The organism is Streptomyces sp. NPDC058375 (assembly GCF_042723425.1).
In the GTDB taxonomy this organism is placed as follows: domain Bacteria; phylum Actinomycetota; class Actinomycetes; order Streptomycetales; family Streptomycetaceae; genus Streptomyces; species Streptomyces durocortorensis.
On sequence record NZ_JBHXJG010000092.1, the window covers coordinates 1 to 25,978 of the forward strand.

At 72.3% G+C, this 25,978-nt stretch carries 24 protein-coding genes and 1 pseudogene; 11 read left to right on the forward strand and 14 right to left on the reverse strand.

Annotation, left to right across the window (positions count from 1 at the left end):
- Positions 1-200 precede the first annotated feature (200 nt).
- A pseudogene (locus ACFWM7_RS17090) lies at positions 201-1,266 on the reverse strand (LLM class flavin-dependent oxidoreductase).
- A 135-nt stretch (positions 1,267-1,401) separates the two neighbouring features.
- On the reverse strand, positions 1,402-2,664 hold the full coding sequence (locus tag ACFWM7_RS17095; RefSeq protein WP_383261108.1) for an MFS transporter: 1,263 nt from the start codon (positions 2,662-2,664) through the stop codon (positions 1,402-1,404).
- 175 nt (positions 2,665-2,839) lie between these two features.
- Between ACFWM7_RS17095 and ACFWM7_RS17100 the strand changes: the two genes are divergently transcribed.
- The 5 genes from ACFWM7_RS17100 to ACFWM7_RS17120 all read left to right on the forward strand — a co-directional run bounded on the left by ACFWM7_RS17100 (position 2,840) and on the right by ACFWM7_RS17120 (position 11,033).
- Positions 2,840-6,310 (forward strand): BTAD domain-containing putative transcriptional regulator, encoded by a 3,471-nt coding sequence (locus ACFWM7_RS17100; RefSeq protein ID WP_383261110.1) that lies wholly within the window; start codon positions 2,840-2,842, stop codon positions 6,308-6,310.
- A 319-nt stretch (positions 6,311-6,629) separates the two neighbouring features.
- Positions 6,630-7,601 carry an endonuclease/exonuclease/phosphatase family protein gene (locus ACFWM7_RS17105; protein WP_383261151.1) on the forward strand — a complete coding sequence of 324 codons (972 nt, stop codon included), beginning with the start codon at positions 6,630-6,632 and terminating at the stop codon, positions 7,599-7,601.
- Positions 7,602-7,705: 104 nt separating this feature from the next.
- The gene (gene cseB, locus ACFWM7_RS17110; protein WP_383261112.1) at positions 7,706-8,473 is read left to right on the forward strand and encodes a two-component system response regulator CseB; all 768 of its coding nucleotides are present in this window, start codon (positions 7,706-7,708) and stop codon (positions 8,471-8,473) included.
- A gap of 16 nt (positions 8,474-8,489) precedes the next feature.
- Complete coding sequence (locus ACFWM7_RS17115; protein ID WP_383261114.1) at positions 8,490-9,830, forward strand: sensor histidine kinase; 1,341 nt, start codon at positions 8,490-8,492, stop codon at positions 9,828-9,830.
- 219 nt (positions 9,831-10,049) lie between these two features.
- Entirely contained in the window at positions 10,050-11,033 is a 984-nt protein-coding gene (locus tag ACFWM7_RS17120) for a D-alanyl-D-alanine carboxypeptidase family protein (RefSeq protein WP_383261153.1), read from the forward strand.
- A gap of 17 nt (positions 11,034-11,050) precedes the next feature.
- On the opposite strand, the gene ACFWM7_RS17125 is transcribed toward ACFWM7_RS17120, so the two are convergent.
- The 3 genes from ACFWM7_RS17125 to ACFWM7_RS17135 all read right to left on the reverse strand — a co-directional run bounded on the left by ACFWM7_RS17125 (position 11,051) and on the right by ACFWM7_RS17135 (position 13,910).
- Positions 11,051-12,235, reverse strand: a complete 1,185-nt coding sequence (locus tag ACFWM7_RS17125; protein WP_383261155.1) for an NADH:flavin oxidoreductase — start codon at positions 12,233-12,235, stop codon at positions 11,051-11,053.
- A 247-nt stretch (positions 12,236-12,482) separates the two neighbouring features.
- Entirely contained in the window at positions 12,483-12,659 is a 177-nt protein-coding gene (locus ACFWM7_RS17130; protein ID WP_383261116.1) for a hypothetical protein, read from the reverse strand.
- A gap of 111 nt (positions 12,660-12,770) precedes the next feature.
- Positions 12,771-13,910 (reverse strand): nucleotidyl transferase AbiEii/AbiGii toxin family protein, encoded by a 1,140-nt coding sequence (locus ACFWM7_RS17135; RefSeq protein WP_383261118.1) that lies wholly within the window; start codon positions 13,908-13,910, stop codon positions 12,771-12,773.
- 247 nt (positions 13,911-14,157) lie between these two features.
- Between ACFWM7_RS17135 and ACFWM7_RS17140 the strand changes: the two genes are divergently transcribed.
- The 4 genes from ACFWM7_RS17140 (at position 14,158) to ACFWM7_RS17155 (ending at position 18,385) form a co-directional block, all read left to right on the forward strand.
- On the forward strand, positions 14,158-14,850 hold the full coding sequence (locus ACFWM7_RS17140; protein WP_383261120.1) for a DUF3159 domain-containing protein: 693 nt from the start codon (positions 14,158-14,160) through the stop codon (positions 14,848-14,850).
- 189 nt (positions 14,851-15,039) lie between these two features.
- Positions 15,040-16,800 (forward strand): CocE/NonD family hydrolase, encoded by a 1,761-nt coding sequence (locus tag ACFWM7_RS17145; protein ID WP_383261158.1) that lies wholly within the window; start codon positions 15,040-15,042, stop codon positions 16,798-16,800.
- 134 nt (positions 16,801-16,934) lie between these two features.
- Entirely contained in the window at positions 16,935-17,711 is a 777-nt protein-coding gene (locus ACFWM7_RS17150; RefSeq protein ID WP_383261122.1) for a polysaccharide deacetylase family protein, read from the forward strand.
- 146 nt (positions 17,712-17,857) lie between these two features.
- A complete protein-coding gene (locus ACFWM7_RS17155) occupies positions 17,858-18,385 on the forward strand; it encodes a hypothetical protein (RefSeq protein WP_383261160.1) in 528 nt (175 codons plus the stop codon).
- Between the two features lie 142 nt (positions 18,386-18,527).
- Here the strand turns inward: ACFWM7_RS17155 and ACFWM7_RS17160 are convergent, their stop codons facing one another.
- The 9 genes from ACFWM7_RS17160 to ACFWM7_RS17200 all read right to left on the reverse strand — a co-directional run bounded on the left by ACFWM7_RS17160 (position 18,528) and on the right by ACFWM7_RS17200 (position 23,960).
- Positions 18,528-19,286, reverse strand: a complete 759-nt coding sequence (locus tag ACFWM7_RS17160) for an SDR family NAD(P)-dependent oxidoreductase (protein WP_383261124.1) — start codon at positions 19,284-19,286, stop codon at positions 18,528-18,530.
- A gap of 47 nt (positions 19,287-19,333) precedes the next feature.
- Positions 19,334-20,680, reverse strand: coding sequence for an MFS transporter (locus ACFWM7_RS17165; RefSeq protein WP_383261127.1), 1,347 nt, complete (start codon positions 20,678-20,680; stop codon positions 19,334-19,336).
- Positions 20,681-20,841: 161 nt separating this feature from the next.
- Entirely contained in the window at positions 20,842-21,426 is a 585-nt protein-coding gene (locus ACFWM7_RS17170) for a TetR/AcrR family transcriptional regulator (RefSeq protein WP_383261129.1), read from the reverse strand.
- A 57-nt stretch (positions 21,427-21,483) separates the two neighbouring features.
- Complete coding sequence (locus ACFWM7_RS17175) at positions 21,484-21,990, reverse strand: hypothetical protein (protein WP_383261130.1); 507 nt, start codon at positions 21,988-21,990, stop codon at positions 21,484-21,486.
- A gap of 65 nt (positions 21,991-22,055) precedes the next feature.
- Entirely contained in the window at positions 22,056-22,340 is a 285-nt protein-coding gene (locus tag ACFWM7_RS17180; protein WP_383261132.1) for a hypothetical protein, read from the reverse strand.
- Positions 22,341-22,490: 150 nt separating this feature from the next.
- Positions 22,491-22,706, reverse strand: coding sequence for a DUF6243 family protein (locus ACFWM7_RS17185; protein WP_383261134.1), 216 nt, complete (start codon positions 22,704-22,706; stop codon positions 22,491-22,493).
- Between the two features lie 235 nt (positions 22,707-22,941).
- Positions 22,942-23,352 (reverse strand): Imm50 family immunity protein, encoded by a 411-nt coding sequence (locus tag ACFWM7_RS17190; RefSeq protein WP_383261136.1) that lies wholly within the window; start codon positions 23,350-23,352, stop codon positions 22,942-22,944.
- Entirely contained in the window at positions 23,339-23,824 is a 486-nt protein-coding gene (locus ACFWM7_RS17195; RefSeq protein WP_383261139.1) for an Imm50 family immunity protein, read from the reverse strand. Before ACFWM7_RS17195 ends, ACFWM7_RS17190 begins: the two co-directional genes overlap by 14 nt.
- Complete coding sequence (locus tag ACFWM7_RS17200) at positions 23,811-23,960, reverse strand: HNH/endonuclease VII fold putative polymorphic toxin (protein WP_383261143.1); 150 nt, start codon at positions 23,958-23,960, stop codon at positions 23,811-23,813. Before ACFWM7_RS17200 ends, ACFWM7_RS17195 begins: the two co-directional genes overlap by 14 nt.
- 543 nt (positions 23,961-24,503) lie before the next feature.
- Between ACFWM7_RS17200 and ACFWM7_RS17205 the strand changes: the two genes are divergently transcribed.
- On the forward strand, positions 24,504-25,280 hold the full coding sequence (locus ACFWM7_RS17205; RefSeq protein WP_383261146.1) for a hypothetical protein: 777 nt from the start codon (positions 24,504-24,506) through the stop codon (positions 25,278-25,280).
- Positions 25,259-25,885 carry an RNase A-like domain-containing protein gene (locus tag ACFWM7_RS17210; RefSeq protein WP_383261148.1) on the forward strand — a complete coding sequence of 209 codons (627 nt, stop codon included), beginning with the start codon at positions 25,259-25,261 and terminating at the stop codon, positions 25,883-25,885. The genes ACFWM7_RS17205 and ACFWM7_RS17210 overlap by 22 nt, the downstream gene beginning before the upstream one ends.
- Positions 25,886-25,978: the final 93 nt, after the last annotated feature.

The window sequence follows — 25,978 nt, forward strand, 5'->3', positions numbered from 1 at the left end:
GCGGAAACCGGGCAACTACCTGGCCTTTCTCGGACTGGCAGCCGCTCTCTGCTGCTACAAACGATTCCTCAAACTGACCATGTAGGACACGGTCTTAGCTCCCCAGGACGCTGACTGCTCAAGCGTTCAGGGAATCCGGAGAGCCGCAGTCGTTCATTCGGCTGCGGCTCTCCGTCGTTCGTTCCGTAGGTATTCTGGCATCACCGGCTCGGCTCCGGCTCCCCCCTCGCGTAACGACTTCTGGGCCGGGTCAGGCCCAAAGTGGCCGCGGAGCGTCGTCGTGTCGTACGCCGTCCGAAATGCGCTGCGCCGCTGAAGCTCCGGTACCAGGCCGCGCGTGATCGCGGTGAGGTCGTGCGGCAGGACGCCGGGGCGGAGCCGGAAGCCGTCGAGCCCGGCGGTGTGCCAGTCGAGCAGCAGATCGGCCGGGTCGGCGGGCGTGCCGGTGAAGATCGCGGCGTCGGAGCCGAGCCCCACCCCGGTCCCGGCGCTGCCCCCGGTCCCGGTCCCGGCGCCGGCGCTGCCCCCGGTCCCGGTCCCGGCGCCGGCGTTGCCCCCGGTCCCGGTCCCGGCCCTGGCCCGGCTGTCCAGGTGTGCCTTGCGGCGCTCGGCCGCGCCCGGCTTCTCGTCCAGGAAGTAGCAGGTCCGCGAACCGTCGCAGCGGCCGCTCCCGTACGTCCCGCCTGGCGCGCTCCACCGCAGCGTCAACCTCCGTGAGGACCGCGGCGACCCCCGCCCGGTCGTGCGGCTTGAGGTGCACGACGTCCGAGGCGAGCGCCGCGAACTCGTACGGCACCGACGCGTGCGCGAGGCTCACCACCGGTGGCGCGCCCTGCGGTGAACGCGGCGTGATTGAGGGGCCCTTGACGGAGATGTGCGCTCCCTCGAAGTCGATGTGGTGCACCTTGTCGCGGTGGAGGAAGCGGCTCGTCGCCGCGTCCCGGATCTCCGCGTCGTCCTCCCAGCTGTCCACCAGCCTGATGTGGGTGGTGAGCGGCGCGGGGTGGGCCGAGAGCAGCACCGCGTCCACCCTGCCCCGGACCTGGTCGGTGCGGTCGTCGGGCCGGTGGAAGGCGGCGGACTGGAGGCCGGGGGCGTCTCGAACATGACGTAGTCGAGCAGCCCGCGCTCGGCCTCGGCGACGAGGTCGGCCCAGTACGCGGCGGAGAGCAGCTCTGCGGGCCGGGCGCCGGCCGCCCGCCACGCCGCCGGATGCCAGCCTGCGCCGTCGAGCGCGACGGCGAGGTGCAGCGGGGCGTCGGTGATCCGACCAGACGGTCACGTTGTGGATGCCGGGCAGCTGCGCGGCGATGTGGACCTGTCGGGGGGGGTGCGGCGGTCCGGTGGAGTGGACCCGCGTGGGGTGGTGTGGCGGTCCGGTGGGGTGCGTATGTCTTCTGCTCATGCCGGGTCCTCGCTTGCGGCGATCGGCGAGGTGACCTTCCGGCGGGCGGGGAAGCCCGCGCCCCGGGCGTACAGCACGACCGCGATCACCGGCAGCAGGAGCAGCAGGACGGTCCAGGGGAAGGAGCCGCTGCCGACGGTGTCGAGGAGGATCCCGCCGACGATGCCGCCGGCCGCCATGGCGGCGTTCCAGAGCGTGACCAGCATCGCCTGGGCCGCGTCGGCGGACGGCCCGCCCGCGTCGCCCACGGCGGTCTGGAGCAGGGTGGGGATTCCGCCCCAGCCCAGGCCCCACAGCACGGCGGCGGCGTAGACGAGCGCGGTGGTGTCGGAGAGTACGGCCAGGAGCGCCGCGGCGACGGCGACGAGCAGGGCGCCCGTGACGGTGAGGCCGCGCAGCCGGTCGTGGATCAGGACCCCGGTGATCCAGATGCTCGCCAGCGAGGCGGCGCCGAAGACGAGGAGGATCAGCCCGGTGGAGCCGCCCAGGCCCAGGTGGTCGAGGTACGCGGCGATGTACGCGTACAGGATGGTGTGGGCCAGGACGAAGACCAGCGTCACGAACAGGACCGGGCTCACCCCCGGGATGCGCAGCGTCCGCAGCATCCTCGGCCGCTCGCCGCGCCCCTGCCCGGGGAAGTCCGGCACGGCCACGGCGATCCACAGCAGGAGCAGCACGGTGAGCCCGGTCATGGCGAGGAACGCCACGCGCCAGCCGAGCCAGTCACCGAGGAACGTCCCGGCGGGCACGCCGAGCGACAGGGCCACCGGGATCCCCGCCATGGCGACGGCGATGGCCTTGCCCTGGAGGTGCGCGGGGGCCATACGCCGCGCGTATCCGGCGAGCAGCGCCCACGCCAGACCGGCCGCCACCCCGGCGAGGAACCGTGCCGCCATGGTCAGTTCGTAGACGGACGACAGGGCGGTGACGGTGTTGGCGAGGGCGAAGCCGCCCATCGCGGCCAGCAGCAGCCGTTTGCGCCGCCGGCCGGCGGTGGCTGCGGTGAGCGGAATCGCGGTGAGGGCGGTGCCGATCGCGTAGACCGTCACCGTCTGCCCGGTCGCGGACTCGCTCACCCCGAGGTCCGCGCTCATCGCGGGGAGCAGGCCCGCGGGGAGCGTCTCGGTGAGGCTGGTGATGAAGACGGCGGTGGCGAGGGCCAGCAGGGCGAGGAGGGGGAGCTTCTGCCGGGCCCGGCCCTTGCCGGGGGGCTCGGGCGCCGCGGGGGAGTCGGCGGTGGTGTCGGGTGCGGTGCTCATGGGGTCTGCTCCTGGTCTCCCGGTACGTGGGTGGCCCTCGACGCGGTACGTGGGTGGCTTCGCCGCCGGTACGTGGGCGGCCTCGACGGCGAGCACGACTGTGCGCCGGACCGCTTCGGGAAACCTTCGGGGACGCTGACGACCAGCCCTCCTCCCCGCATGTACGGTGGCGCGTATGCGGTTTGGGGTGCTCGGGCCACTGGTGGTGGGGGACGACGAGGGGCGTGACGTCACCGTCCCCGAGCGCAAGGTCCGGGCCCTGCTGGCGGACCTCCTCGCGCACGACGGCGGCCCGGTCTCCGCCGACCGGCTCATCCACGACCTGTGGGGCGACGCGCCGCCCGGGAAGCCCGCGGGCGCGCTCCAGGCCAAGGTCTCCCAGCTGCGCCGGGTGCTCGGCCGCGACCGGGTGGTGCGGCAGTCCCCGGGCTACCGGCTGCGGCTGGAGCGCGGTACGGACGAGGTGGACGCCGACCGCTTCCGGGCCCTGGTGACCGAGGCCCGCCCCGTACGGGATCCCCGCGCGCGGGCCGCGCTGCTCACGGAGGCCCTCGGGCTCTGGCGGGGCCCCGCCTACGCGGACTTCGCGGACGCCCCGTTCGCCCGGGAGGCCGTCCAGCGCCTGGCGGAGCAGCGGCTGTCCGTGCTGGAGGAGCAGGCGGAGGCCCGCTGGGAGGCGGGGGACCACATGCTGCTCGCCGGGGAGCTGGCCGACCTCATCGGCCGGCACCCGCTGCGGGAGCGGCTGCGCGCGGTCCAGATGCGGGCGCTCTACTCGGCGGGACGCCAGAGCGAGGCGCTCGCGTCGTACGAGGACCTCAGGGGTCGCCTCGTGGACGAGCTGGGGGTCGACCCCGGGCCTGAACTCGCCGCCCTGCACCGGGCGGTGCTCCGACAGGATCCGGTGTTGATCCCGGGGGAGGGGCAAGGGGAGAGGGGACGCGCGGCGGGATCCGAGGGCTCGCACTCGGCGCCCGAGGCTCCCCCGCTTCCTTTTCCTCAGGGAAACCTTCCGCTCCCCCTCACCCCCCTGGTCGGCCGCCGGCCGGCGCTCGCCCGGATATCCCAACTCCTGTCCAATGACAGGCTGGTGACCCTCACCGGGCCCGGCGGGGTAGGCAAGACCCGGCTGGCCGTCGCCGCCGCCACCGCTGAGAGGGGCCGGACCGCGACGGGCGGTGCGGGATGCGGCGGGCCGGGGGACGGTGTCTGGCTCGTCGAGTTCGCCGGTGTCCGTACGGGCACGCACGCCGACCTGGCCCAGATCGTCGCCGCCACCCTCGGCATCCGGGACGACGCCCCGAGCGCCGCGCCGGGTGCGGGTGCAGGGGCCGTTTCCCTGCCGCACCGCCTCGCCGCCGCCCTGCGCGACCGCCGGACCCTGCTGGTCCTGGACAACTGCGAGCACGTCGTGGACGCCGCCGCCGGACTCGCCGAGCTGCTCCTGCGCGCCGCCCCCGGGCTGCGCGTCCTCGCCACGAGTCAGGAGCCCCTCGGCCTGGCGGGCGAGGCGGTGTTCCTGGTCGAGCCGCTCCCGCCCGCCGAGGCCGCCCGGCTGTTCGTGGAGCGTGCCGGGGCCTCGGCCCCCGGCTTTCCCCGCGATCCGGACGGGCCCGAGCGCGAGGCGGTCGCCGAGATCTGCCGCCGCCTCGACGGCATCCCGCTGGCGCTGGAGCTGGCCGCCACCCGCGTAAGAGCTCTGGGAGTACGGGAGTTGGCGGCCCGCCTGGGCGACCGGTTCCGGGTCCTCGCCACCGGACGGCGGGGCGCCCCGGCCCGCCAGCAGACCCTGCGGGCGATGATCGACTGGAGCTGGGAGCTGCTGGGTGACCCCGAGCGTGTCGTCCTGCGCCGCCTCGCCGTCCACCGTGACGGCTGCGACCTCGCCGCGGCGGAGGCGGTGTGCGCGGGGGACGGCGTCGCCCGGGAGGACGTACTCGACCTCGTCGGGCGGCTCGTCGACCGGTCCCTCGTGGTCGTGGCGACCGGCCCCGACGGGCCCCGTTACCGGCTCCTGGAGTCCGTCGCCGCGTACGCGACGGAGCAACTGCACGCGACGGAGGGCCTCGCGGCCGTACGCGACCGCCACCTGCGCCACTACCTTGCGCTCGCCCGCCGCGCCGAGCCTCAGCTGCGCGGGGCGGAGCAACGCCCCTGGCTGGACCGGCTGGATGCCGAGGCCGGGAATCTGCGGGCGGCCCTCGACGAGGCGGTGCGCAGCGCGCCGAACGGGCCGAACGGGCCGAACGCGCCGAACGCGCTGTCCGCGTCGAACGCCCGGTCGACCCCGAACGCCCCGACCGTCCCGGGGGCGGCGGGCGAAGCTGTTCGGGCGGCAGTGGACGAAGCTGTTCGGGCGGCCGGGGCCCTTGCCTGGTGGTGGCTGCTGCGTGGCCGCCTCACCGAGGCTCGTCGGAGTCTGCACGCGGTCCTGGCGGCCGTACCGGGGGGATCTGCGGGTACGGCCGAACTCGCGCTGCTGCACCGGGCGTTCGCCCTCCTCACCGGCGAGCCCGCAGGGCCCGCCACGGCCGAGCCCGGGGCCATCAGGGGTGGGCACGCCACGCCCGAGGCCAAAATCGTGGCGGTCGCCGAAGCCGTCCCCGACCCCGTGCGGCGGGCCCGCGCGCTGTGGCTGTGCGCGTACGGCCTGTTCAGCGCGGGCGACACGGCCGGCGGCGAAGCACTGAACGCCCGCGCGCTCGCCCTGTTCACCGCCGCGGGCGACCCGTGGGGCACCGCGGCCGCCCTCGGCCTGCGGTCGACGCTCGCCCTGACCGGCGGCGACCTCGACGCGCTCGGCCGCGACGGGCGGCGCAGTGCCGCGCTCTTCCGCGAACTGGGTGACCGTTGGGGTGAGTTGCAGACGGTGTCCCCGCTCGCCGCGCTCGCCGAGATCAAGGGCGCGTACGAGGAGGCGGAGCAACGGCAGCTCGAAGGGCTGCGGATGGCCCGGGAGTTGGGTCTTGAGGCGGAGGTGTCGGCCCGGCTCTCCGGACTCGGCCGGCTCGCGCTGCTCGCCCGCGACTGGGACCGGGCCCGCGACCTGCACGAGCAGGCCCGGCGCATCGCGGCCGAACAGGGCTACACGTACGGCGAGATCCACTCCGGCATGGGCCTGGCCCTCGGCGCCCGCCGCTCCGGTGACCTCGACGCCGCCGAGGCGCACCTCCTGCGTCTCCGCGACGGGTTCGCCGCCGTGTCGTCCCGGGCCGGGGACCACCTGCTCCGCGCGGAGCTCGGCTTCGTCGCCGAACTCCGGGGCGAGGCGGGCCCGGCCGCCGCGCACCACCTGCGCGGCCTGGACATCGCCCGCGCCCTCGCCGAGCCGCGCGCCCTGGCCCTGTCCCTGGAGGGCCTGGCCGGGGCGGCGGCCCTGGCGGGGCGTACGCCGGAAGCCGTCTGCGCCGCCCGCCTCCTCGGGGCCGCCGCTGCTGCCCGCCACCGCGCCGGGGCCCCGCTGCCGCCCGCCGAACGCGCCGACGTCGATCGCGTCACGGCGGCGGCACGGGCGGTCCTGGGCGCACCGGCGTTCTCGGAGGCGTTCGACCTCGGGGGCCGGGGCGGCCGGGAGGGCGCTGAGGACGCGGTGCGCGACGCGCGGGAGCTGCTGGGCCTGACCGCGCCCCGGCCCATGCCGACCTGACTCCCGGCCAGGCAGCCCAGCACCGATACGTAGCTGAAACAGAGCCGTGCGGTGCTCGAAGTGCGCCCCTGACCAGCCGGAAGCGGTGTTCCCGGAGGCTGTCCGCGTACCCCGCCCCGGGGTACGCGTCGACCGTCAGGAGAACTCCGCCGTGCTGAGCCCACCCAAGGCCGCAGCGCCTGCCACGGACGCGGCGACCGACCCCGACCCCGAGCCGGGTCCGGACTCCGAGCCGGGTCCGGGCCCCGAGCCGGGTCCGGACTCCGGGCCGGGCCCCGCGTCCGCAGGCCCCGCGTCCGCAGGCCCCGCGTCCACTGGGATCCCGTCCACTGGCCCCGCGTCCGCAGGGCTCGCGCCCCGCCACCGGCCCGCCCGGCGCCCGGACCGTCTGATCGCCGCGGGCGCCGTGCTCTGCGCCGCACTGATGGCGCTGCACGCGTGCATCCCGAACGCGGGCGTCAACGCGGGCAGCCTCTTCCAGACGCTGCTGCCCTGGACGAGCCTCTGCGTGCCGGTCCTGCTCGGGCTCGCCGCCGTACGCCGGTCCCGGACCGTCGCCGTGGCGGTGCTCGCGCCCGCCGTCGTCTGGGTCACCCTCTTCGGCGGCGCGCTCACCGACAAACGCGCCGACGGTGTCGGCGGCGGCGACCTGACGGTGGTCAGCCACAACGTGGACGAGGGCAACACCGACCCGGCCGGCACCGCGCGCGTGCTCGCCGGAGCGGGCGCGGACGTGCTGGCGCTGGAGGAGCTGTCCGACGCGTCGGCCGCCGTCTACTCCCGCGAACTGGCCGCCGCCTACCCGCACCACGCGGTGATCGGCGGGGTCGGCCTCTGGAGCAGGCACCCGCTGGCGGACGTGAAGGCGGTGCCGATCATGCCGTGGACCCGCGCGCTCCGGGCCACGGCCCGGACCCCGGACGGACCCGTCGCCGTGTACGCGGTGCACCTGGCGTCGGTACGGGTCTCGGCGGCCGGTTTCACGACCGGCCGGCGCAACGACGCGGCCCGCGAGCTGGCCGCCGCGCTCCGGGCGGAGCCCGCGCCGCGGGCCGTGGTGCTGGGCGACTTCAACGGTACGTATCAGGACGGCGCGCTGGACCCGGTGACCTCGCAGCTGCGTTCCGCGCAACGGGAGGCGGGCGACGGCCTCGGGTTCACCTGGCCCGCCGCGTTCCCGATGGTCCGCATCGACGACGTGCTGGTGCGGGGGATGACCCCGCGCGCCGCCTGGACCCTCCCCGCCACCGGCAGCGACCACCTCCCGGTCGCGGCCACGCTGAGCCGGTGACCGGGCCCTCCGCCCTCCCCCGACTACGATGCGACCGACCGACCGGCGAGCAACCGACGGACCGGCCAAGCAACCGACGGACCGGCCAAGCAACCGACCGACCGATGACCTCGAACGCCCAGGTAGGCAGCGTGTCCGAAGCCCGAGGACCGGCCCCCGGCCCCACCCCGACCCCCGGCCCCGCCCCCGTCGGCGTGCTCGTGGTCGAGGACGACGCCACCATCCGCCGTGCCGTCCAACTGGCCCTGGAACGCTACGGCTACCGGGTCGACGTGGCCGCCGACGGGCTCAGCGGTCTGGAGGCCTTCCGCGCGGGAGCGCACGATCTGCTGATCCTCGACGTGATGCTGCCCGAGCTGGACGGCATCGGGCTCTGCCGCCGGATCCGCGAGGAGAGTTCCGTACCGGTCCTGATGATGTCCGCGCGCGGTGACGCCCTCGATGTCGTCGCGGGCCTGGAGGCGGGGGCCGACGACTATGTGATCAAGCCCCTCGACACCGCCGTGATGGTCGCCCGGATCCGCGCCCTGTTGCGCCGCGCCACCTTTCAGCCCGCTGCGAGTCCACCGCCCGAGGCCCCCGACCACGTACTGGCCTTCGGCGATCTGACCGTCGACACCCTCGGCATGGAGGTGCGCCGGGCCGGCGAGACCGTGTCGCTGACCCCCACCGAACTGCGGCTGCTGCTGGAGTTCGCCGCCGCGCCCGGCTCGGTGCTCGACCGCCGCCGGCTGCTGCGCGACGTGTGGGACTACGGCTGGGAGGGCGACACCCGGGTTGTGGACCTGTGCGTGCTGCGGCTGCGCAAGAAGATCGGCAGCGGGCGGATCGAGACGGTCCGCGGCTTCGGCTACAAGCTCGTCCGCGGCTGAGCGGCCGGCGATCGCCGTGGACTTCCTCAATCCCCGCGCCCTGCGCTGGAAGATCGCCGCACTGGCTGCCGCCGCCTGCTGCGCGGTCGCCGCTGTCATCGGCTTCCTGGTGCACGACGCCACCCGGGAACGCGGCCTGCGCGTCGGCACCGACCGGACGCTGACCCGGCTGATCGCCGCCGAGCGGGAGTACGACCGTACGGGGAGGGCTCCGGCCGACATCGACGTACGGAGCAGGTCTGAACTGCCAAAACCGCTGGCCCGCGATCTCGCCGGCTTCGCGGAGCAATCGGAGACCTACCAGCCGGAGACCTACCAGCCGGAGGCCGACCAGCCGGGCACGGGCCGTCCGGGCACGGGCCGGCCGGATGTCGGCGGGTACGCCACCTGGTACGACGCCGATCCCCCCAACTGGTTCTGGATGTGGGGCGCCGTGGCCGTCGACGACGACCAATTCCTCGTCGTCCGGGACGACATGAGCACCGAGGTCCGCAGCCTCCAGCTCCTGGACCGCAGCATCGTGAAATCCGTCCTCGCCGCCCTCCTGTTCGTCGTCCCGCTCGCCGCCCTCGCCACGGAACCGATCAACCGGCGGCTGCGCCACGGAGCCCGTACCGCCCGCCGTATCGCCGACGGCGACCTCGACGCCCGGATCGGACCGGCCGGGCGGGCCCGCGACGAGATCACCGAGATGGCGGCGGCCGTCGACGACATGGCCGCCGCCCTCCAGCGCAAGCTGGAGAACGAGCGCCGCTTCACCGCCGACGTCGCGCACGAGCTGCGCACCCCGCTCATGGGCCTGGTCACGGCCGCCGGGCTGCTGCCCGAGGACGATGAGGCGACCGGCCTCGTACGGGACCGGCTGCGGGCCCTGAACGCGCTGGTCGAGGACCTGTTGGAGATCTCCCGCCTGGACGCGGGCGCCGAGCGGGCCCGCCTCGACCCGGTTCCGCTGGGCGAACTGGTCGCGGACGTGGTGCGGCGCACGGGCACGGACACGGACGTCACCGCAGCGGACGCCGAGGTGGTGGAGACCGACCCGCGCCGGGTGGAGCGGATCGTGGTCAACCTCGTCACCAACGCCCACCGGCACGGCGCGGCCCCCGTCGAGGTGACCGTGACCGGCGCGCGGATCGCCGTACGCGACCACGGCCCCGGCTTCCCGCCCGACCTGCTGGAGCGCGGCCCGCAGCGCTTCCGAACCGGCGCGAGCGAACGCGGCCGGGGGCACGGTCTCGGCCTGACGGTCGCCCAGGGCCAGGCGGAGGTGCTCGGCGCCCGGCTGGCCTTCGCGAACGCCCCGGGCGGGGGAGCGCTCGCGGTCCTCGACCTGGCGCCCCCCGCACACACCGCCTGATACGGAACCGAAACGCACTCTCGCGGGGGCGGAAACGGTGCTGTACGGGTCCGGAAGAACGACTCCTCGAAGGTGACTCCGGTACGGGAAACCGCACCGGTCCACCTGGAGGAACCCATGCCCGCAGCCCCCGCTGTCCCCCCTCCCACCGGGAGGGGCGTCCCCACCGGGAGGGGCGTCCCCACCGCGAGGGGCGTCCGCTTCCGCCTCCGACTCCGCCTGCTCCTCCACCGCTCGGTTCTCGTACCGCTGACCGCCGCCGGGGTCCTCGCGGCCGGCACGGGAGGGTGGTACGCGGTCGGCGGATCCCCGAACGGGTCCACGACGGGGGCCACGGCCGGGCCGGCCGCCGCCCAGGGATCGGGGGAGGAGGTGGCGCCGCTCGCCCGGTCGATGCAGCTGCCCTGGCCACGCGAGGGGCAGGCGAGCGTGGCGGTCGAGGGGATCGGCAGCCTCGGCACCCGGGGCGAGCAGAAGCCGGTGCCGATCGCCAGCGTCACCAAGGTCATGACGGCTTACGTGATCCTCAAGCACCATCCGATGAGCGCCGACGCCCCCGGCGCGACCGTGGTCGCCGATCAGCGGGCGGCCGACGAGTCGTACTCCTCCGTCGAGACGACCGCCCCGGTGCTCGCCGGGCGGAAGTACACCCAACGGCGGCTTCTGGAACTGATGATGGTGCCGTCCGGCAACAACGTGGCCCGGCTGCTGGCCCGTTGGGACACGGGCGACGAGAAGGCGTTCGTGGCGAAGATGAACCGCGCGGCCGCCGGGCTCGGCATGCGTGCCACCACGTACACCGGGGTGAGCGGCATGGAGGCGAGTACGAGGAGCACGGCGGTGGACCAACTGCGGCTGGCCCGCGCCGCGATGAAGGATCCGGCCTTCCGGCGGATCGTGGCGACCGCCTCCGTCACGGCGCCGGGCGCGGGGGTGACCTTCCGCAACACGAACAAGCTGCTCGGGCACGACGGGGTCATCGGGCTGAAGACCGGCTCCTCCACCCCGGCGGGCGGCAACCTCGTCTGGGCCACCACGCAGGAGGTCGCCGGAGTCCGTCGCCTGGTCATCGGCGTCGTCCTGCACCAGCGCGCCGGTACGAGCCCTGCCGAGGGCAGCGCCGCCGCCCACGAGGCCGGCCGCGCCCTGATCGCCGCCATCCGCGCGGGATTGCCGGCAGCGGCGAACAGGGCTTCGCAGTAAGGGACTTGCCTTGCCGATCAGTGCAGGTTCTTCAGCATCTCCGCGGAGAACGGGGTGATGTCCGCGGTGCGCCCGCGCAGGGACTTCGCCGCCCACTCGGGGTCGGCGATCAGTGCCCGCCCGACGGCCACCATGTCGAACTCGTCGCGCTCCATCCGGTCCAGCAACTGCTCGATGCCGGTGACCCGGGAGTCGTTGCCCTGGAAGGCGCTGAAGAAGTCGCCGTCCAGGCCGACCGAGCCCACGGTGAGGGTCGGCCGTCCGCTGATCTTCTTCACCCAGCCGGCCAGGTTCAGGTCGGAGTCCTCGAACTCCGGCAGCCAGTAGCGGCGGGTGGACGCGTGGAAGACGTCGACACCGGCCTCGGCCAACGGCGTGAGGAGGGCGTCCAGCTCCTGGGGGGTCTCGGCGAGCTTCGCCTCGTACGCGTCCGCCTTCCACTGGGACATCCGGAAGAAGAGGGGGAAGGCGTCGGAGACGGCGGCACGGCAGGCCGCCACGATCTCGGCCGCGAAACGGGTCCGGGCGATCAGGTCACCGCCGTAGGCGTCGGTGCGCCGGTTGCTTCCGGACCACAGGAACTGGTCGATCAAGTAGCCGTGCGCGCCGTGCAGTTCGGCACCGTCGAAGCCGAGACGCTCGGCTGCGGCCGCCGCGTCGGCGAAGGCGGCGATGACGTCGTCGAGGTCCTTCTGCGTCATGGCGCGCCCCTTGGGCTCGCCGCTCAGGGAGAGGCCCGAGGGGCCGACCGGCTCGGCGTCCGGGACGGGCCCGGCGCCCTCGGTGCGGGTGACGCCCACGTGCCACAGCTGCGGGATGATCGCGCCGCCGGCCCGGTGCACGGAGTCCGCCACGTTGGCCCAGCCCGCGAGTGCGGCCTCGCCGTGGAAGCGCGGCACCCGGTCGCTGGTCCCCGCGGACTCGTGGTCGACGTACGTGCCCTCGGTGATGATCAGGCCGACATCGGCGGCGGCGCGGCGGGTGTAGTAGTCCGCCACGTCCTGTCCGGGGACGCCGTCCGGGGAGAACTGCCGGGTCATGGGCGCCATCGCGATCCGGTTCCGGGCGGTGAGCCCGCGGACCGAGAACGGGCGGGAGAGGGAGGCCGCAGCGCGGGCGGCGAGACCGGCACTTGCCGCGTCCGTCGCGCCTGCCGTCTCCGTCGCACTTGCCGCGTCCGTCGCGCCTGCCGTCGCCGTCACGCCTACCGGGGCTGCCTCGTCTGTCACGTCTGTCACGTCGGGTTCCTGTCCTTCGCGGGGGTGGTCCACCCGGCCCCAACACGCTCGCGCCGCGTGGCCATCCCGGCATCGGCCCCGATGCGGGTAAAGAGTAGGCAAAGAACGGAGCCTGCCTCCGGTGTCCCGGGGCCTCCGTGGCCTCCGAGGTCTTCGGTGCCGCTGGGGTTCCCGGCGCCGGTGTTCTCAGGGCCTTGCTCCGCCCCCACCCTTATTCAGGCTGCTCGGGCTGCTCGGGCTGCTCGGGCTGCTCGGGCTGCTCGGGCTGCTCGGGCTGCTCGGGCTGCTCGGGCTGCTCGGGCCGCTCCGGCTCGTCCGGCAGCTTCAGGTCCGTGCAGGCCCCGCGCCGTACCTGATCCGTCGCCTGATCCTCCAGGTGGGTTCCCATCCGATTCGCCGGCCTCGGCTCTGCCTTCGGCTCCATCCTCAACTCCGCCGCTCACCAGCACGCCACGTCCGTACCAGTGTGATCACCGGCTCCGACGCCCAGCCGTCCGGGTCATTGACCTGAGCCGGAGCCGGAGCCGGAGCCGGAGCCGGAGCCGGAGGCGTCGGCGGATCCGAAGGCTTCGGCGGATCCGGCGAACGTGGGGGCCAGCGCCGCCCGCAGCCGGCCGACGAACTCCGCTTCACGATCGGCGAACTGCGGGTACTCGTTGACGAAGTGATGCCATTCGACGTACCCGAGCGCCGCGTCCACATCCTCGCGCACCACGCGCTCCCGCCCGGTCTCCGGCCACTCCCCGCTCAGCCGGAACACTTCCTGGAGCAGGGCGTCGGGGAGCGGGTGCCGCTCCGCGAGCAGGGTCGCGTCGTAGAGGTCCTTGCCCTGCGCGTACATGTCGCTGACCAGCCACATCACCTTCCAGGCCAGGGACAGGGCCGGGGTGGCCCCGTACAGGACCCCGCCGGACGGCAGGAGGATCCGCTCCGGCGAATCGGGCAGCTGCTCGCCGAACACGAAGTCCAGCTGCACCCAGCCGCCCGGGGTGCCGGGGGCCTCCCAGGGCAGCATCATGCGGCGGCCCGGCACCCTCTCGTACGTCCAGATGTCCTCGCAGACGGCCCCGGCGGCGCGGATCCGCACCACCACGTCGTACGCCGTCAGCTCGGCGAGGAGCGCGTCCAGCATCAGCGCCGCCCGCCGATCGCCCGTCCGGTGGCAGCGCTGGGTGACGAAGCGCTCCTCCCGCCCGTCCGCCCGTCGACGGCGCGCGTTCCACGAGACGTGCGCGCCGTGCCGTACGGCCACCGCGACGAGGGCTTCCCGGACGTCGTCCGCCGGGTCGAGCAGCAGCTTCACATGGTGCTCGAAGTGCCGCCCGCCGTGGGGGTGTTCGGCATCCGGAACGTCGACGTCGTCGCGCGGCACCTCCGCCGCCCGGGGCGCGCACTCGACCTTCACGCGCGCCACGGCGAACCCGTCCCCGGCCAGCTCCGCCGCGGCCCGGCGGACGGCGGCAAGCTCGTCGCCGTAGGACGGCCGGCTCCCGCGCAGCGTCAGCATCGGCTGGGAGGCGGTCCGCCCGCGCGCCAGCGCGATATGGGTGAACTTCACGTCGGGCCTAAGGACGGCCCAGCGCTTCAGCCTGCGCAGTTCGTCGCCCTCGCACAGCACCGTCATATGGCTCTCGTACACCGGGACAGCATGCCGCAGCCGAGGCGAACGGGCATGCGAACACCCCGGGCGCACCGTGCTGAGCGCCCGGCGTCGGGCGACGGCATGGCTGTGCCCATGACATCCGTCATGCCGATCCATGACAGTCGGCATCCCGCCGGGCCGCCGCACCCGGGCAGGTTGGAGTTACGCACACGATCACGGAGACCGCCGGAGCGGCGGGGCACGCCGCACCGCCGGGCGACGACCGGGGAGTTGATCTCGCACCATGACGGCATCCGTACACCCACACCCCTCCCGCACCGGGGCCGGAGCACCGGAACCGGGCGGCACGCCGGGGAAGCACGCGAAGCAGCGGACCGCGCTGGAGCAGCTGGGCGGCCCGTCCGGCCTGGTGTACACGATGCTGCCGGTCACGGCCTTCGTCCTCGCCAACGCCGCCCTCGGGCTGACGGGAGCCATCGTCACCGCCCTCGGCACGGGTCTGGCGATCACCGTGCTGCGCCTGGTCCGCAAGGAGCCCCTCCAGCCCGCCCTGTCCGGCCTGTTCGGCGTCGCGGTCGCCGCGTTCGTCGCTTGGAAGACGGGGTCGGCCAAGGGCTACTTCCTGCTGGGCATCTGGTCCAACCTCGCGCTCGGCGCGTTCTTCCTGCTCTCGGTCGTCGTCCGCCGGCCGCTGGCCGGAGTCGTCTGGGGCGCGCTCAACGGCACCGGGACCGCCTGGCTGCGGGACAAGCCGTCGCGGCGCGCCTACGACATCGCCACGCTCACCCTGACCGCCGTCTTCGCCGCCCGGTTCGTCGTCCAGCAGTGGCTGTACGACGAGGACCGGACCGGCTGGCTGGCCTTCGCGAAGCTCGCCATGGGCTACCCCCTGCTCGCCGTCGCCCTTCTCGTCGTCCTCTGGGCGGGCCGCAGTTCGGCGAAGCGGCTCAAGGCGGAGGCCCCGGCCGAACGGTGACCCGGGCTTCCGACCCGGCCCGGCCAGAACCATCCCATCCCACCCCATCCCCGACACCGCACCACTAGGGAGGACCAGTTGAGGCCCAACCGACCGACCCACCGACCGACTGACCAAACGCCCCAAACGCCCCAAACGCCCCGGACACCCCGGACGCCCCGATCGCGCCGGACGCACCGGGCGGCCGGCCTGGCCACCACCGGTCTCATCACCGCCATAGCCCTGACCGGCACGCTCGTCGCCCCCGCCCTCGCGGCCCCGCCGGAAGCCGGGACCGCGACCACGACCGCCACGAGGACCGCGACCGCGACCGCGACGGACGGCGTCACGCACGAGGAGAACGACCGCGTCCCCAAGGGCGCGGTCTGGACCCAGCACTACTTCCCGTCCTCCGACGGCTCCGGCACCGAGCTGCATGCGGACGTCCTGCTGCCGGAGGGCCTGGCCAAGGGCGAGAAGGTGCCGGTGATCCTGTCGGCGGGCGCGTACTTCGGGCACGCCGGGGAGATCGTTCCCGAGGACCACGAACGCTCCGGCCCCTCGGGCCGTTTCCAGGACTTCATGGAGGGAACCGACCTGTTCGAGAAGGGCTACGCGTTCGTGATGGTGGACACGCGCGGCTTCGGCGGCTCCACCGGCTGCCTGGACTTCGGCGGCCCCGGCGACCGGGCCGACATCCAGGCCGCGATCGACTGGACCGCGGACCGCCCGTGGTCCACGGGCGCGGTGGGGATGTACGGCAAGTCCTTCGACGCGCTCACCGGGCTCATCGGCAACAACCTCGACCAGGACGCGCTGAAGGCCGTCGTCGCGCAGGAACCGGTGTGGGACGCGTACCGCCTCATCCACTCCAACGGCGTGCCCCGCCCGAACGCCGTAGCCACCGCCACCACGTACAACGCCATCGCCGCGATGCCCGGGATGAAGGACGACGACGCCCGCTACCGGGCCAACGCCGACTACGAGAAGAAGCACCCGGAGTGCTTCGTGGCGAACTCGGACGGCTACCGCATCGCCGACCCGGCCGACCCGTACTGGACCGAACGCGACCAGGCGGAGAAGGCCGAGGGTACCGACACCCCGCTGTTCTTCACTCAGGGCTTCATCGAGTCCAACACCAAGCCCGAGGGGATGCGGGAGTTCCTGGCCAACCACCGGGGCCCGCAGCGCGGTTGGCTCGGCCCGTGGGACCACGTGAGGGGCAACGAGGAGGACGAGAAGGGGCGCCTGGAGATGGGCCGTGCGGGCTGGTTCGAGGAGACGATGTCGTTCTACGACCAGTACCTCAAGGGCGAGAAGCCGACGGCCGCCCACCCGCCCTACGCCATCCAGGACTCCACCGGCGCCTGGCGCGCCCAGAAGACCTGGCCGGAGGCGGACCGGTCGGTGACCGTGCCGCTGGGCGACGGCGTCTACGTGGACGACGGCGAATCCCCCTCCACCGACAGGACGCCCGGGAAGGGCTCGCAGCGGACCTCGGAGCCCGCCAACAGCTATGTCATACGCTCCCGGCCCCTGGACCGGACCACCCGGATCACCGGCACCCCGCGGATCTCGATGACCGCCGAGGGGGAGGGGAACGTGATGGTCAAGCTGTACGACGTGGCCGAGGACGGCAAGGCCGTCATGTTCGACGAGCAGGTCTCCCGCCTGGACGCGGACCGCCTGTCCCTCGACCTCAAGTCGGCCGACTGGACCCTGGAGGCCGGCCACACACTGGCCGTGGAGATCGGCACGATCGGGACCGGCGACTGGCTCGACACCCCGTCGCGGCAGACCGTACGCATCAAGGACGCACGGCTCGGTCTCTCGCTGGACGACCCGTCCGACGACACGCCCACGGCCGGCGAGCGCGCACCGTACCTGGACACGTATCTGAGCGCGTACACGACCCGGCTTCCCGCAGGAAAGCCGACGTTCACGCTCCCCGCCCCCAGCTCCCGAGGCTGAAGGCCCCCGCCGTTTGTCGCCGACTTCCTGCAGAAGTGTCCGTGGTCCGTAACGGAGGGATCCCGCCCGGGCGTGCGCATGTCTGGATAGGCGCACGGTATCGGTGGAGACGGCGGAAAAAGGGGCGGGCGGACATGGGCAAGCACAAGGGAAGGGCGTGGCACAGCCGGCTCCTCGCGGCCGCGCTCGGCGTGACGGCGCTGGCCGCCGCCACCTCGGTGTGGACCGCGCAGGCCGACACCGCCGGAGCGCGACAGCCGCAAGGGCGTGTCTCGTCGCCGGACGCCCGGGACCGGCCGGTGGCCGAGGTGGCGGCGGACATCGCGCACGCCTCGGACCGCGGCGCCCGGGGCGTCAACATCACCATCGACGACGGACCGGACCCGGTCTGGACACCGCAGGTGCTGCGACTGCTGAAGGACCAGGGGGTGAAGGCCACGTTCTGCATGGTGGGCACCCAGGCGCAGGCGTACCCGGACCTGGTCAAGGCGGTCGTGGCGGACGGACACCGGCTGTGCAACCACACCGTCTCGCACGACACCGCCATGGACACCAAGTCCGAGGCCTACCAGTCGCGGCAGATCCTGGACGCCGAACGCATGATCACCAAGGCGTCCGGCGGTGTCCGCTCGCAGTATTACCGGGCCCCGGGCGGTGCCTTCACCCCGTACAGCCGGAAGCTCGCCGCCTCCCACGGGATGCGACCGCTCGGCTGGAACGTCGACACCAAGGACTTCGAGCACCCGGGTGCGGACACCATGGTCGCCACCGTCAAGCGTGAGATCTCGGGCGGCCCGACCGTCCTCTTCCACGACGCGGGCGGCGAACGCTCCGAGACCGTGGAGGCGCTGCGCGAGGTGCTGCCCTGGCTGAAGGAGCAGGGCTACGCCTTCGGCTTCCCCGTGCGCTGAGCGAAGCTCCGCGATTCCGTCACCCCCGGACGGACAGAGAATCTGCACACGCCAGTAGAGTGCGATGCTTGTTCGATTCGCCGGGAGGCGGAGGGGGAGGAATCGTGGGGGCACAACTGCGCGACACCGCTACGGAATTGGCGGGCGTGCTGTGGCGCGAGCACACCGTGTACCGGGAGCGGTCCGGGGGGATGGTCATCCGGGGCGAACACGTACGGCGGTGGATCAGCCTCGCTCCGGCGGGCGGCCGGGACGAGATCCTCGTACGCGCCGGGCGCATCCTGGACGGCGGCACCACCGCCCCGGCGCGCTCGGAGGCCGTGGTGCCCCTCTCCGCCGGTACGGACGTGCTCGCCGCCGCCTGCCGCCGCCTGCTGGCCGATGCGGCGGCCGATACGGTGCGGGCGACTCCGGACGGGGCGGCTTCCGGGCGCTCCCGTCGGCCGGGAAAGGCCGCGAAGCGAAGATCCGGGAGATCCGGGAGATCCGGGAGATCCGGGAGATCCGAGAGAGCCGAGAGAGCCGAGAGAGCCGAGAGATCCAGGAGATCCGGGAAATCCGGAAGATCCGGAAGGCTCAAGGAAAGACACACGAGTTTCAGCTCGTGGGTGATCCTCGTCTGCGTTGCCGGCGTGATCGCCCTGTACGTCTACAGCAGCGCGATGTACGGCTAGCCGGCCCCACGGCGGGAACGGGCAAGGCGCAGGCCCACCGCCGCACCGAGCCCCGCAGGCCTTACTGCTGCGCGGCGACACCCACCCGACTGACCCCGACCGCCGACCCCCGACTCCCGGTCGGCGACGGGAACAGGTGAGGTCAGGCCGACGCCCCGCTGTCGACGACGAGATCGGTGCCGACCACCGAACCGGCCATGGGCGAGGCGAGGTAGAGCACCGCGGCCGCCACCTCCTCGGCCTCCGCGACCCGGCCGAGCGGGTTCTCCGACTTCATCCGCTCCGCCCGATCGGCCTCGGTCTCGCCGGGCAACAGCGACATCGGGGCGGCGGAGGCCCCTGGGCTGACCGCGTTGATGCGGATGCCCTGGTGGATGTGGTCGAGAGCGGCGGCGCGGGTCAGCGCCGAGACCGCTGCCTTCGACGTGATGTACGCGGCGGCGTGGGGGATACGCAGGTGCGCGCCGAGGTTGGAGGAGATGTTGACGATGACCCCGCCCCCGTTCTCCTTCATGTGGGCGATCTCGTGCTTCATGGCCAGCCAGACGCCGGTGACGTTGGTGCGCAGCACCGCGTCCCAGTCCTCCTCGCTCACTTCCCCGACAGGGACGGTGCCGCGGAGTATCCCCGCGTTGTTGACGGCGATGTCGAGCCCGCCGAAGCGGTCGACGCTCTCGCGGACGAGGCCCCGGAGCCGGTCGGAGTCGGTGACGTCGGCGGTGACGGCGGCAGCCGTGCCGCCGGCCGCCTCGATCAGGCGAACCGTCTCGTCCAGGGAGGCGGCGGTGCGACCCGCGGCGATGACGGACGCGTTCTCGGCGGCGAAGGCGAGCGCGATCGCGCGCCCGAGACCGGACCCTGCGCCCGTGACGAGCACGGTCTTACCGGCGAAACTGTTCATGGTCAGGCAACTCCTCAGAATCTTCGATCACTTGGGTGATGGCTGGATCAGCCGGTGCGGTGGTTGATGAGGGCCACGACGGCCAGGGCGGACCCCGTCGCGGCCAGGGAGAGGGCATCGCTGCCCAGCGTGAGCAGGAGGGCGAACAGGACGGTGGGGCCGAGCTCCATCGCACTGTTCAGCACACCGCCCGCGAGCCCGGCCCGCTGCGGCGGTAAGCCTTCGGTGGCGAGTACCGAGGCTCCGCCGAAGGACGCGGCGGCACCGGCCGCCAGCAGCACGAGACCGGGCAGACTTCCGTACGCGTACGGGAGTTGCGCCTGGAGCCCGGTGGCGGCGAGGAGGGCGAGCCCGGCCGCGCCGGTGCCGAGCCCGGCGGTCGTGACGGCTCCGGCCCCGTACCGGATGACGAGCGGTCCTGCCGCCCGGCCCGTGGCGATCAGCGCGATGGCGAACGGTACGAACGCGGCCGAGGTCTGCAGCGGCGACCAGTCGCGGGTCTGCTGGAGGTGGAGCGAGAGGACCACGAAGGTCATCGCGGTCCCGCAGGCGCTCAGCGCGATGGCCGAGAGGGCGAGGGCTCGCCGCCGGTCGAGCAGGAAGCGGGGTGGCAGCAGCGGATCGTGGGCGCGACGCTCGACGTACAGGAACGCGGCGAGGAGGACTGCGCCGCCGAGCAGCGGCAGGAGCACGGCGGCCGACGACCAGGGCCGGACATCGGTGACGACGAGCCCGTAACTGGCGAGGGTGATCCCGAGGGTGGCGAAAGCGGCCCCCGGCAGGTCGAGAGCCCTGCCCCGGTGCGGAGCGGTGGGGGGCAGCAGCCGGGGCGCGAGGAACAGGGCGGGGACCGCGACCGCGAGGGGCACGGCGAAGGTCCAACGCCACGAAAGCCACGACAGGATGACGCCGGAGAGCAGATTGCCGGCGGTCGCACCGAGTACGGAGAGGCCGCCCCAGGAGGCCATCGCCCTGCTGTACGCGGCGGGGGAGGGGTGGACGGCACGCAGCACGGCCATGGCGGCGGGCGCGACGAGGGCCGCGCCGGCGCCCTGGACGAGGCGGGCCGCGAGCAGCGCCTCGATACCGGGGGCGAACGGGGCGGCGGCCGAGGCCGCGGCGAAGAGGAGGAGACCGACGAGAAGGGCACGCCGCCCGCCGTAACGGTCGGCGAGGCGCCCGCCGAAGAGCAGCAGCCCGGCGAAGGTGAGTCCGTACGAGGCGCTGAGCAGGATCAAGTCGGCCCGCTGTAAGCCGAATTCGCGTCCGATGGCCGGGAGCGGCACGGCGATCGCGGCGAGCGTGAAGATCAGCGTGGCCTGAACGCTGCCGAGGAGAGCGAAGGCGTACCGGCGCTGCACGTCGACGACGCGGGTGGCTCCCTTGACGGACATGACCCTCCTTATATTTGATCGATCGGTCCATTATCTGGGCATGCGAGAGAGAGTGCGGCCGGCGGCCCCGGCGGGGTGGATGCACTCCAACAACGAAGCAGTGAGGCGATGAAGCAGGGAAAATGACGGCGAACGGCGAACGGCGAACGGGCGAGGGCGACTCAGTCCAACAGGGTCAGCGCCTGCTCGGCCGCGTCCCGCACCCGGGCGGGATCGCTGGACGCCTTGCCGACGACCCGCAGGCCCTGCATCAGGACGAGCAGCATGCGGGACAGGGCGCGCGGATCGCGGCCATCGGGCAGCTCGCCCTGGGCCCGGGCTCGTACCAGCGCGGAGTGCAGCAGGGTCTCCAGTTGCTCCCAGCTGATCTCGACCCGCCGGGCTGCCGCAGGGTCGTGCGGGGCGAGTTCGGCGGCCGTGTTGGTGATGAGGCAGCCGTTCAGCCGCTCTTCGGGGGAGGCGGCCTCCGAGGCGAATCGGCGTACCAGCGCCCGCACCGCGGGCAGTGCGGGCCCCGGCTGGGACAGCGGGGTGAGGAGGTGCGGATCCTGCCCCTCGGAATACCGGTCCATGGCCTTCAGGTACAGCTCGTGCTTGTTGCCGAAGGTGGCGTAGATGCTGGCGCGGCCGATGCCGAGGTGCTCGACGAGGTCGGTGATCGACGTCGCTTCGTAGCCGCGCCGCCAGAACAGCTCAAGAGCCGACTGCAGTGCGGCGTCCGGATCGAATTCCTTGGTCCTGGCCACATCGGAGACCGTAGCCCCATGCGGAACGATCGGTCAATAATTTTCTCGGCCCCGACGTCAGCGCCACACCGAGCAGTCCTCGGCGGAGATTTCCGCGACTGCCGCATCCGTGACGTCCTCCAGGCCCGGAATGTAGGGGCGAACGTCGGGGAGCGGGGTGCAGAAGGTGACGTTCGAGGTGAGGAGGCCCTCGTCGGTATCGGCGAAGGACAAGGAGACGTACGCCTTCACCTGGGTGTCGCCGAACTCCTCGCGCGCTTCCCGCAGGCAGGCGCACACGTACGCCAGACACCTGCGGAGGAGGAGCGGCGTGCGTTCGCGGGGAGCGGAGGGGAGGTCGTAGTCGGTCATACCTCGCCCGTTGACCGTCGCCTCCTCCGCGAGCCGGTCGAGGCAGAGGCCGGGAACGGCCGGCCGGAGCCCGGCCAGCACGCGTCCGCCGGCGGCCGTGACGGACCACCCGCGCTCCACGACCTCACGGAACGGGGGAGGGACGTCCTGATCGGTCAGGCCGGTGATGTCGGTCGCCCGCAGGATGTCCCGCATCCGAGCATTGCTGCGCATGCCTGCCCCTCGCCGAGTGTGGCGAGCACCTTTCTGCTCGCCGGGCCGGAGCCCGGGGCCCCGGCCTACAGCCCCCTCAACGCCTCGTAGAAGTCGTCGTAGGCGGACCAGCAGTCGACGGTCCCGTCATCGTTGAGGCCGCCCATGTACCAGTCCTCGCTGTCGATCGGCTTCACCAGACAGAGCCCGTGGAACCCGATCACGATCTCCGGCCGTATCGCCTCGTCATCCCCTGGACCGCCCACCCACGCTGCCGCACGATCCCCGCCGAGCACCACGGCCTCCCGGTCTCCGGAGACATCGCGGATCCGCGCGAGGGTCCAGCCGGGGGGAAGCTGCGCGTTCGCCACGGCGCGATCATGCCACGGCGCGGAAGGCCGCCGGGGCCAGCAGGAGAGTCACGGGCGGTGCGGGCCCGCCGCCCCGGCGGCGCGGTCCTGCGGCGCGGTCCTGCGGCAGTGAGTCAGCCCCGGGTGAGTCAGTCCCGCCGCAGCGGTGAGTCAGCCCTGCGCGGTGTCATCGCCGGTCTGCCCGGAGCCCTCGGCTGTGCCTGCCCTCTCGCGCATCTTGCGCACCAGCTCCGCCTTCTGGTCGGCGGCGCCCTTGCGGTCGAGGTTGCGGTGCGGACCGTTGTTCTGCCGTTCGGCGCGGGACAGCCTCTTGCGCTGGCCGCCGCCCATGCCCACGGGATTGTTGATGTTCTTGCTCACGGTCATGGGTTCTCCCGAATGAGGTGAAGTGATCTACGGATTCAGCGGCGGGGGACAGACGCGGCGACATCGAGTGACGCCGGCAGGGGCCCATCACGCTCTCACTCGTAAATCGGCGCCTGGAAGAATATGACAAAGACGTTACCCGCTCCCGCCGCCCTCGCACGCCACGCCTTTCGCCGCCCAGGCATCGACCGGCTTTCGGTAAGCACCTTCGTGACCAGGACACTCACGACGCCGGTCAGAGCGAGCCCTGCAGGTATACGCGAATCCGGGTCACCGCGGACGCCGCAGCCGAGAAGGTGATGGAGCGGTTTTCGCCGGTCACCGAGATCCGCTGTCGACCGGTGTCGGTCACGACGACACCCACCGTGCGGTCGTGCGTGTCCGGATGCTCCGCCGCGATGCCCGTGATGCGCAGCTCGTCCACGCCGGTGAACACGACGAAGAACCGCACCGTGTTGTACCGCTTACCCTCCCACTCCGCCCTGGGGTGGTCCGGCAGCCGCGAGATCTCGAAGCCGAGGGTGACCGAGGTGTCCCGCTCGTCCACGTGCACGTAGTACAGCGGACAGGAGGAGAGGTCCGGCGGCGTCTCGTAGAGCGCGGCCAGCTCGGGCCAGAGGGGAAGGTCCATCTCAGAGGTGTTCATAGAAGGTGTTCACATGGGTCTCGGGGACGGTGGGGAAGAGCTTGCGTTCCAGGATGCGCGTGAACTGGTGCGGGCCGGCGTCCTCGCCGTCCGGACCCAGGGTGAAGACGCTCAGACGCCCCGCCAGCACATCCGCGTTGGAGGAGTACGACAAGTCGAGCTCCGGCGCCGCCACCCGTACGGCCAGCCGGTGCCGGGGCAGTGGCGTGAGCACGACGTCGGCCGTCACCGGCGGACGCCACCCCGTCATCTCGAAGTCCTCCACGTGCGAGAACGCGAGGTGGCACTGCATGGTGTCACCCGGCCCCCGGTCCCAGCGGTCCGGAAACCGGGGAAGGTCCAGGCGCAGCGTGACCACCGAGCCCCAGGCATCGAGGTGCACCGACCGCAGCCTGACTCCCGACAACTCGGGAGCCTCGTCGTAATACGGCACGAAAATATCTCGGTTGGGGACGAGATCAGTCCAGGTCATAGGAGTAATGCTCCTCCGCGCCTTCGATCTGTCCATTCCGGGTGCCGTCCCACGGCCGGACGCGGACGTGCGCCGGCAGGTAGCCGGGCTCGCCCGGTTTCTGATGCCCGAAATGGTGGTCGTGGAAGACCACCACATCGCCGTTGGGCAGCTCGTACCACTCCTCGACGTAGTAGATCGGCCGCCCGTTCGCGTCAGTTGCTGCCCGCCGCCCCGGTATTCCGGCTTGGCCGCCTTCGTGTACGGATAGCTGCTGGTGGGCTCCATGCCCTCCGGCACACCGGCGTCGCGCAGCGCTGAGGGCTGACGGCGTTGACAGCGCGTACGGCGCATCGTCGAGGAGATCCGCCCCGGTTCCGCAGCTGTCGACGGGCGTTTCGGCCAGCCGTCAGGCGAGGGGCGCACAGCACGGCTCTATCTCGCAGGGGCCGGTTCCGTCGGTCGACCTGGTGTCGTCCTTGTTCACGGACTCTGCCCTGCACGTGCGCTGGGTCGGTGACGTGGCCGGTCCCGCTTCCGCTCTGAAGATGGCCTTTGCCGGTTCCCAGAAGGCCGCTCGTACGCTCGCCTGTGTAGCTCATGTGCTCGCCGACGTCCATGGAGTCGGTGATCAGCTCACAGCCGAGGCCTAGATCGTGATCTCCGCGATCCTCTCCGATCCGGATTGGGCTGCTTTGATGTGCAGCCTCAGCACCTCTACTTCACCTCGCTCGTGGTACGCGATGCCCAGTTCGCCTATGACAAGCGGGCGAAGCAACTGATGGAGACGCTGGACAAATACAGTCAGTCGGCCGGCACGGGCTGGGGAGCGGACTCCTTCGCCGACCGGTACGGCATCGTCGCCGGGAAGTTCCTGGAGCTGTGGGCGAAGAGCGTGGTGTCGGTGGGTGGTGTGGCGGTGGGCTTCACGCAGACCGCGAACAACTACGCGCTGGCAGACTGGGCGGCAAGGAAGGGCAAGGGAGAGCCAGCGGAGGAGAAGCAACCTCCAGCGGTAATCGCCACGACACCCAAGTACGGTCCGCCGAACGACCTCACATGGCGAGGGGAGGGCGAGGACCACGACTCGTGGGCGATCTCCGGAATCCTCGGAGAGGTCCCGGACTTCCTCATGTTCATCATGAAGCCCGTGGTTGACGAGGGGCTGAGACTCGGCCGTATCCACGAGAAGACGCCAGGGGGCAAGGAAGACGAGTTCCGCGACATCGCCAGGGCCTGGAGGGAAACCTCCAAGAACGCTAAGAAGGCGGCTGACGACTTCACGGACTCGATCTCCTACATCACCGACCCCACGGGCAACGGTGAATGGCAGGCGGCGATGAGAGCCTTCTGCCAGACGATCTGGGGAACCACGGCCTGGGGCAAGGCCCGCGACCAGCGCGCCGAGGTGACCACCAAGAAGGGCACCCGGAACTGGAAGACCAACGGGAAGGTGTGTTCGCGGAAGTCGTCCTGACCTTCCGCTCCCATATGGACAAGGCTTCCATGGACGCGGCGGTCGAGGCCTATCACGAGGCGTTCAGCGACGCCGCAGGCAAACTGGCCCTGCTTGAGCCCGAGCTCGACGAGGCGCTCAAGAGCGCGCCCACGTTCCAAGCGGAACGAGCTCGGGCGCAAGGGTTCGGCGCCCGCTCGTTGAACGAGTTCAAGAAGGAGCACAGCTGGCAGCTGCCGGAGAGCCAGTTCCCCCATAAATACTCGGTAGACCTTGCGGCAATGGAAGGCGTGGGCGGAGCGCACGCTCTCGACAAACACGTGGGGAAGACCGATGAGCAGTTGTTGCAGCGGCTTCGAGATGAGCAGAAGCAGAGCGGTAGGTACGATATTCCCGGCGCTTCTAGCTATGCCGATATCGAGTCCGCTCAGCGATACACGCAGTACTGCCTACGTGACAATACCTCTGAGATCGATGAGTGGCTGAACGGGGATCTGCCGGAATCGACGAAGGAGATCGGGACGAAGTTCATCCCCGTCCAGGGGCCTCTCGTCGGCGAGGCGGTTACCGGAAGGGGCTCGGCAGTGGGCGACGACGGCAAGCCTTCGGAGGTCCGCGACACTTAGAAGTCATCTCATTTGGCGAGCCTGCGGTAGCAGATGAGGGTGCAGGCAATGCTGGTGAAGGCGAGGAAGTGGTCGGCCTTGCGTTCGTAGCGT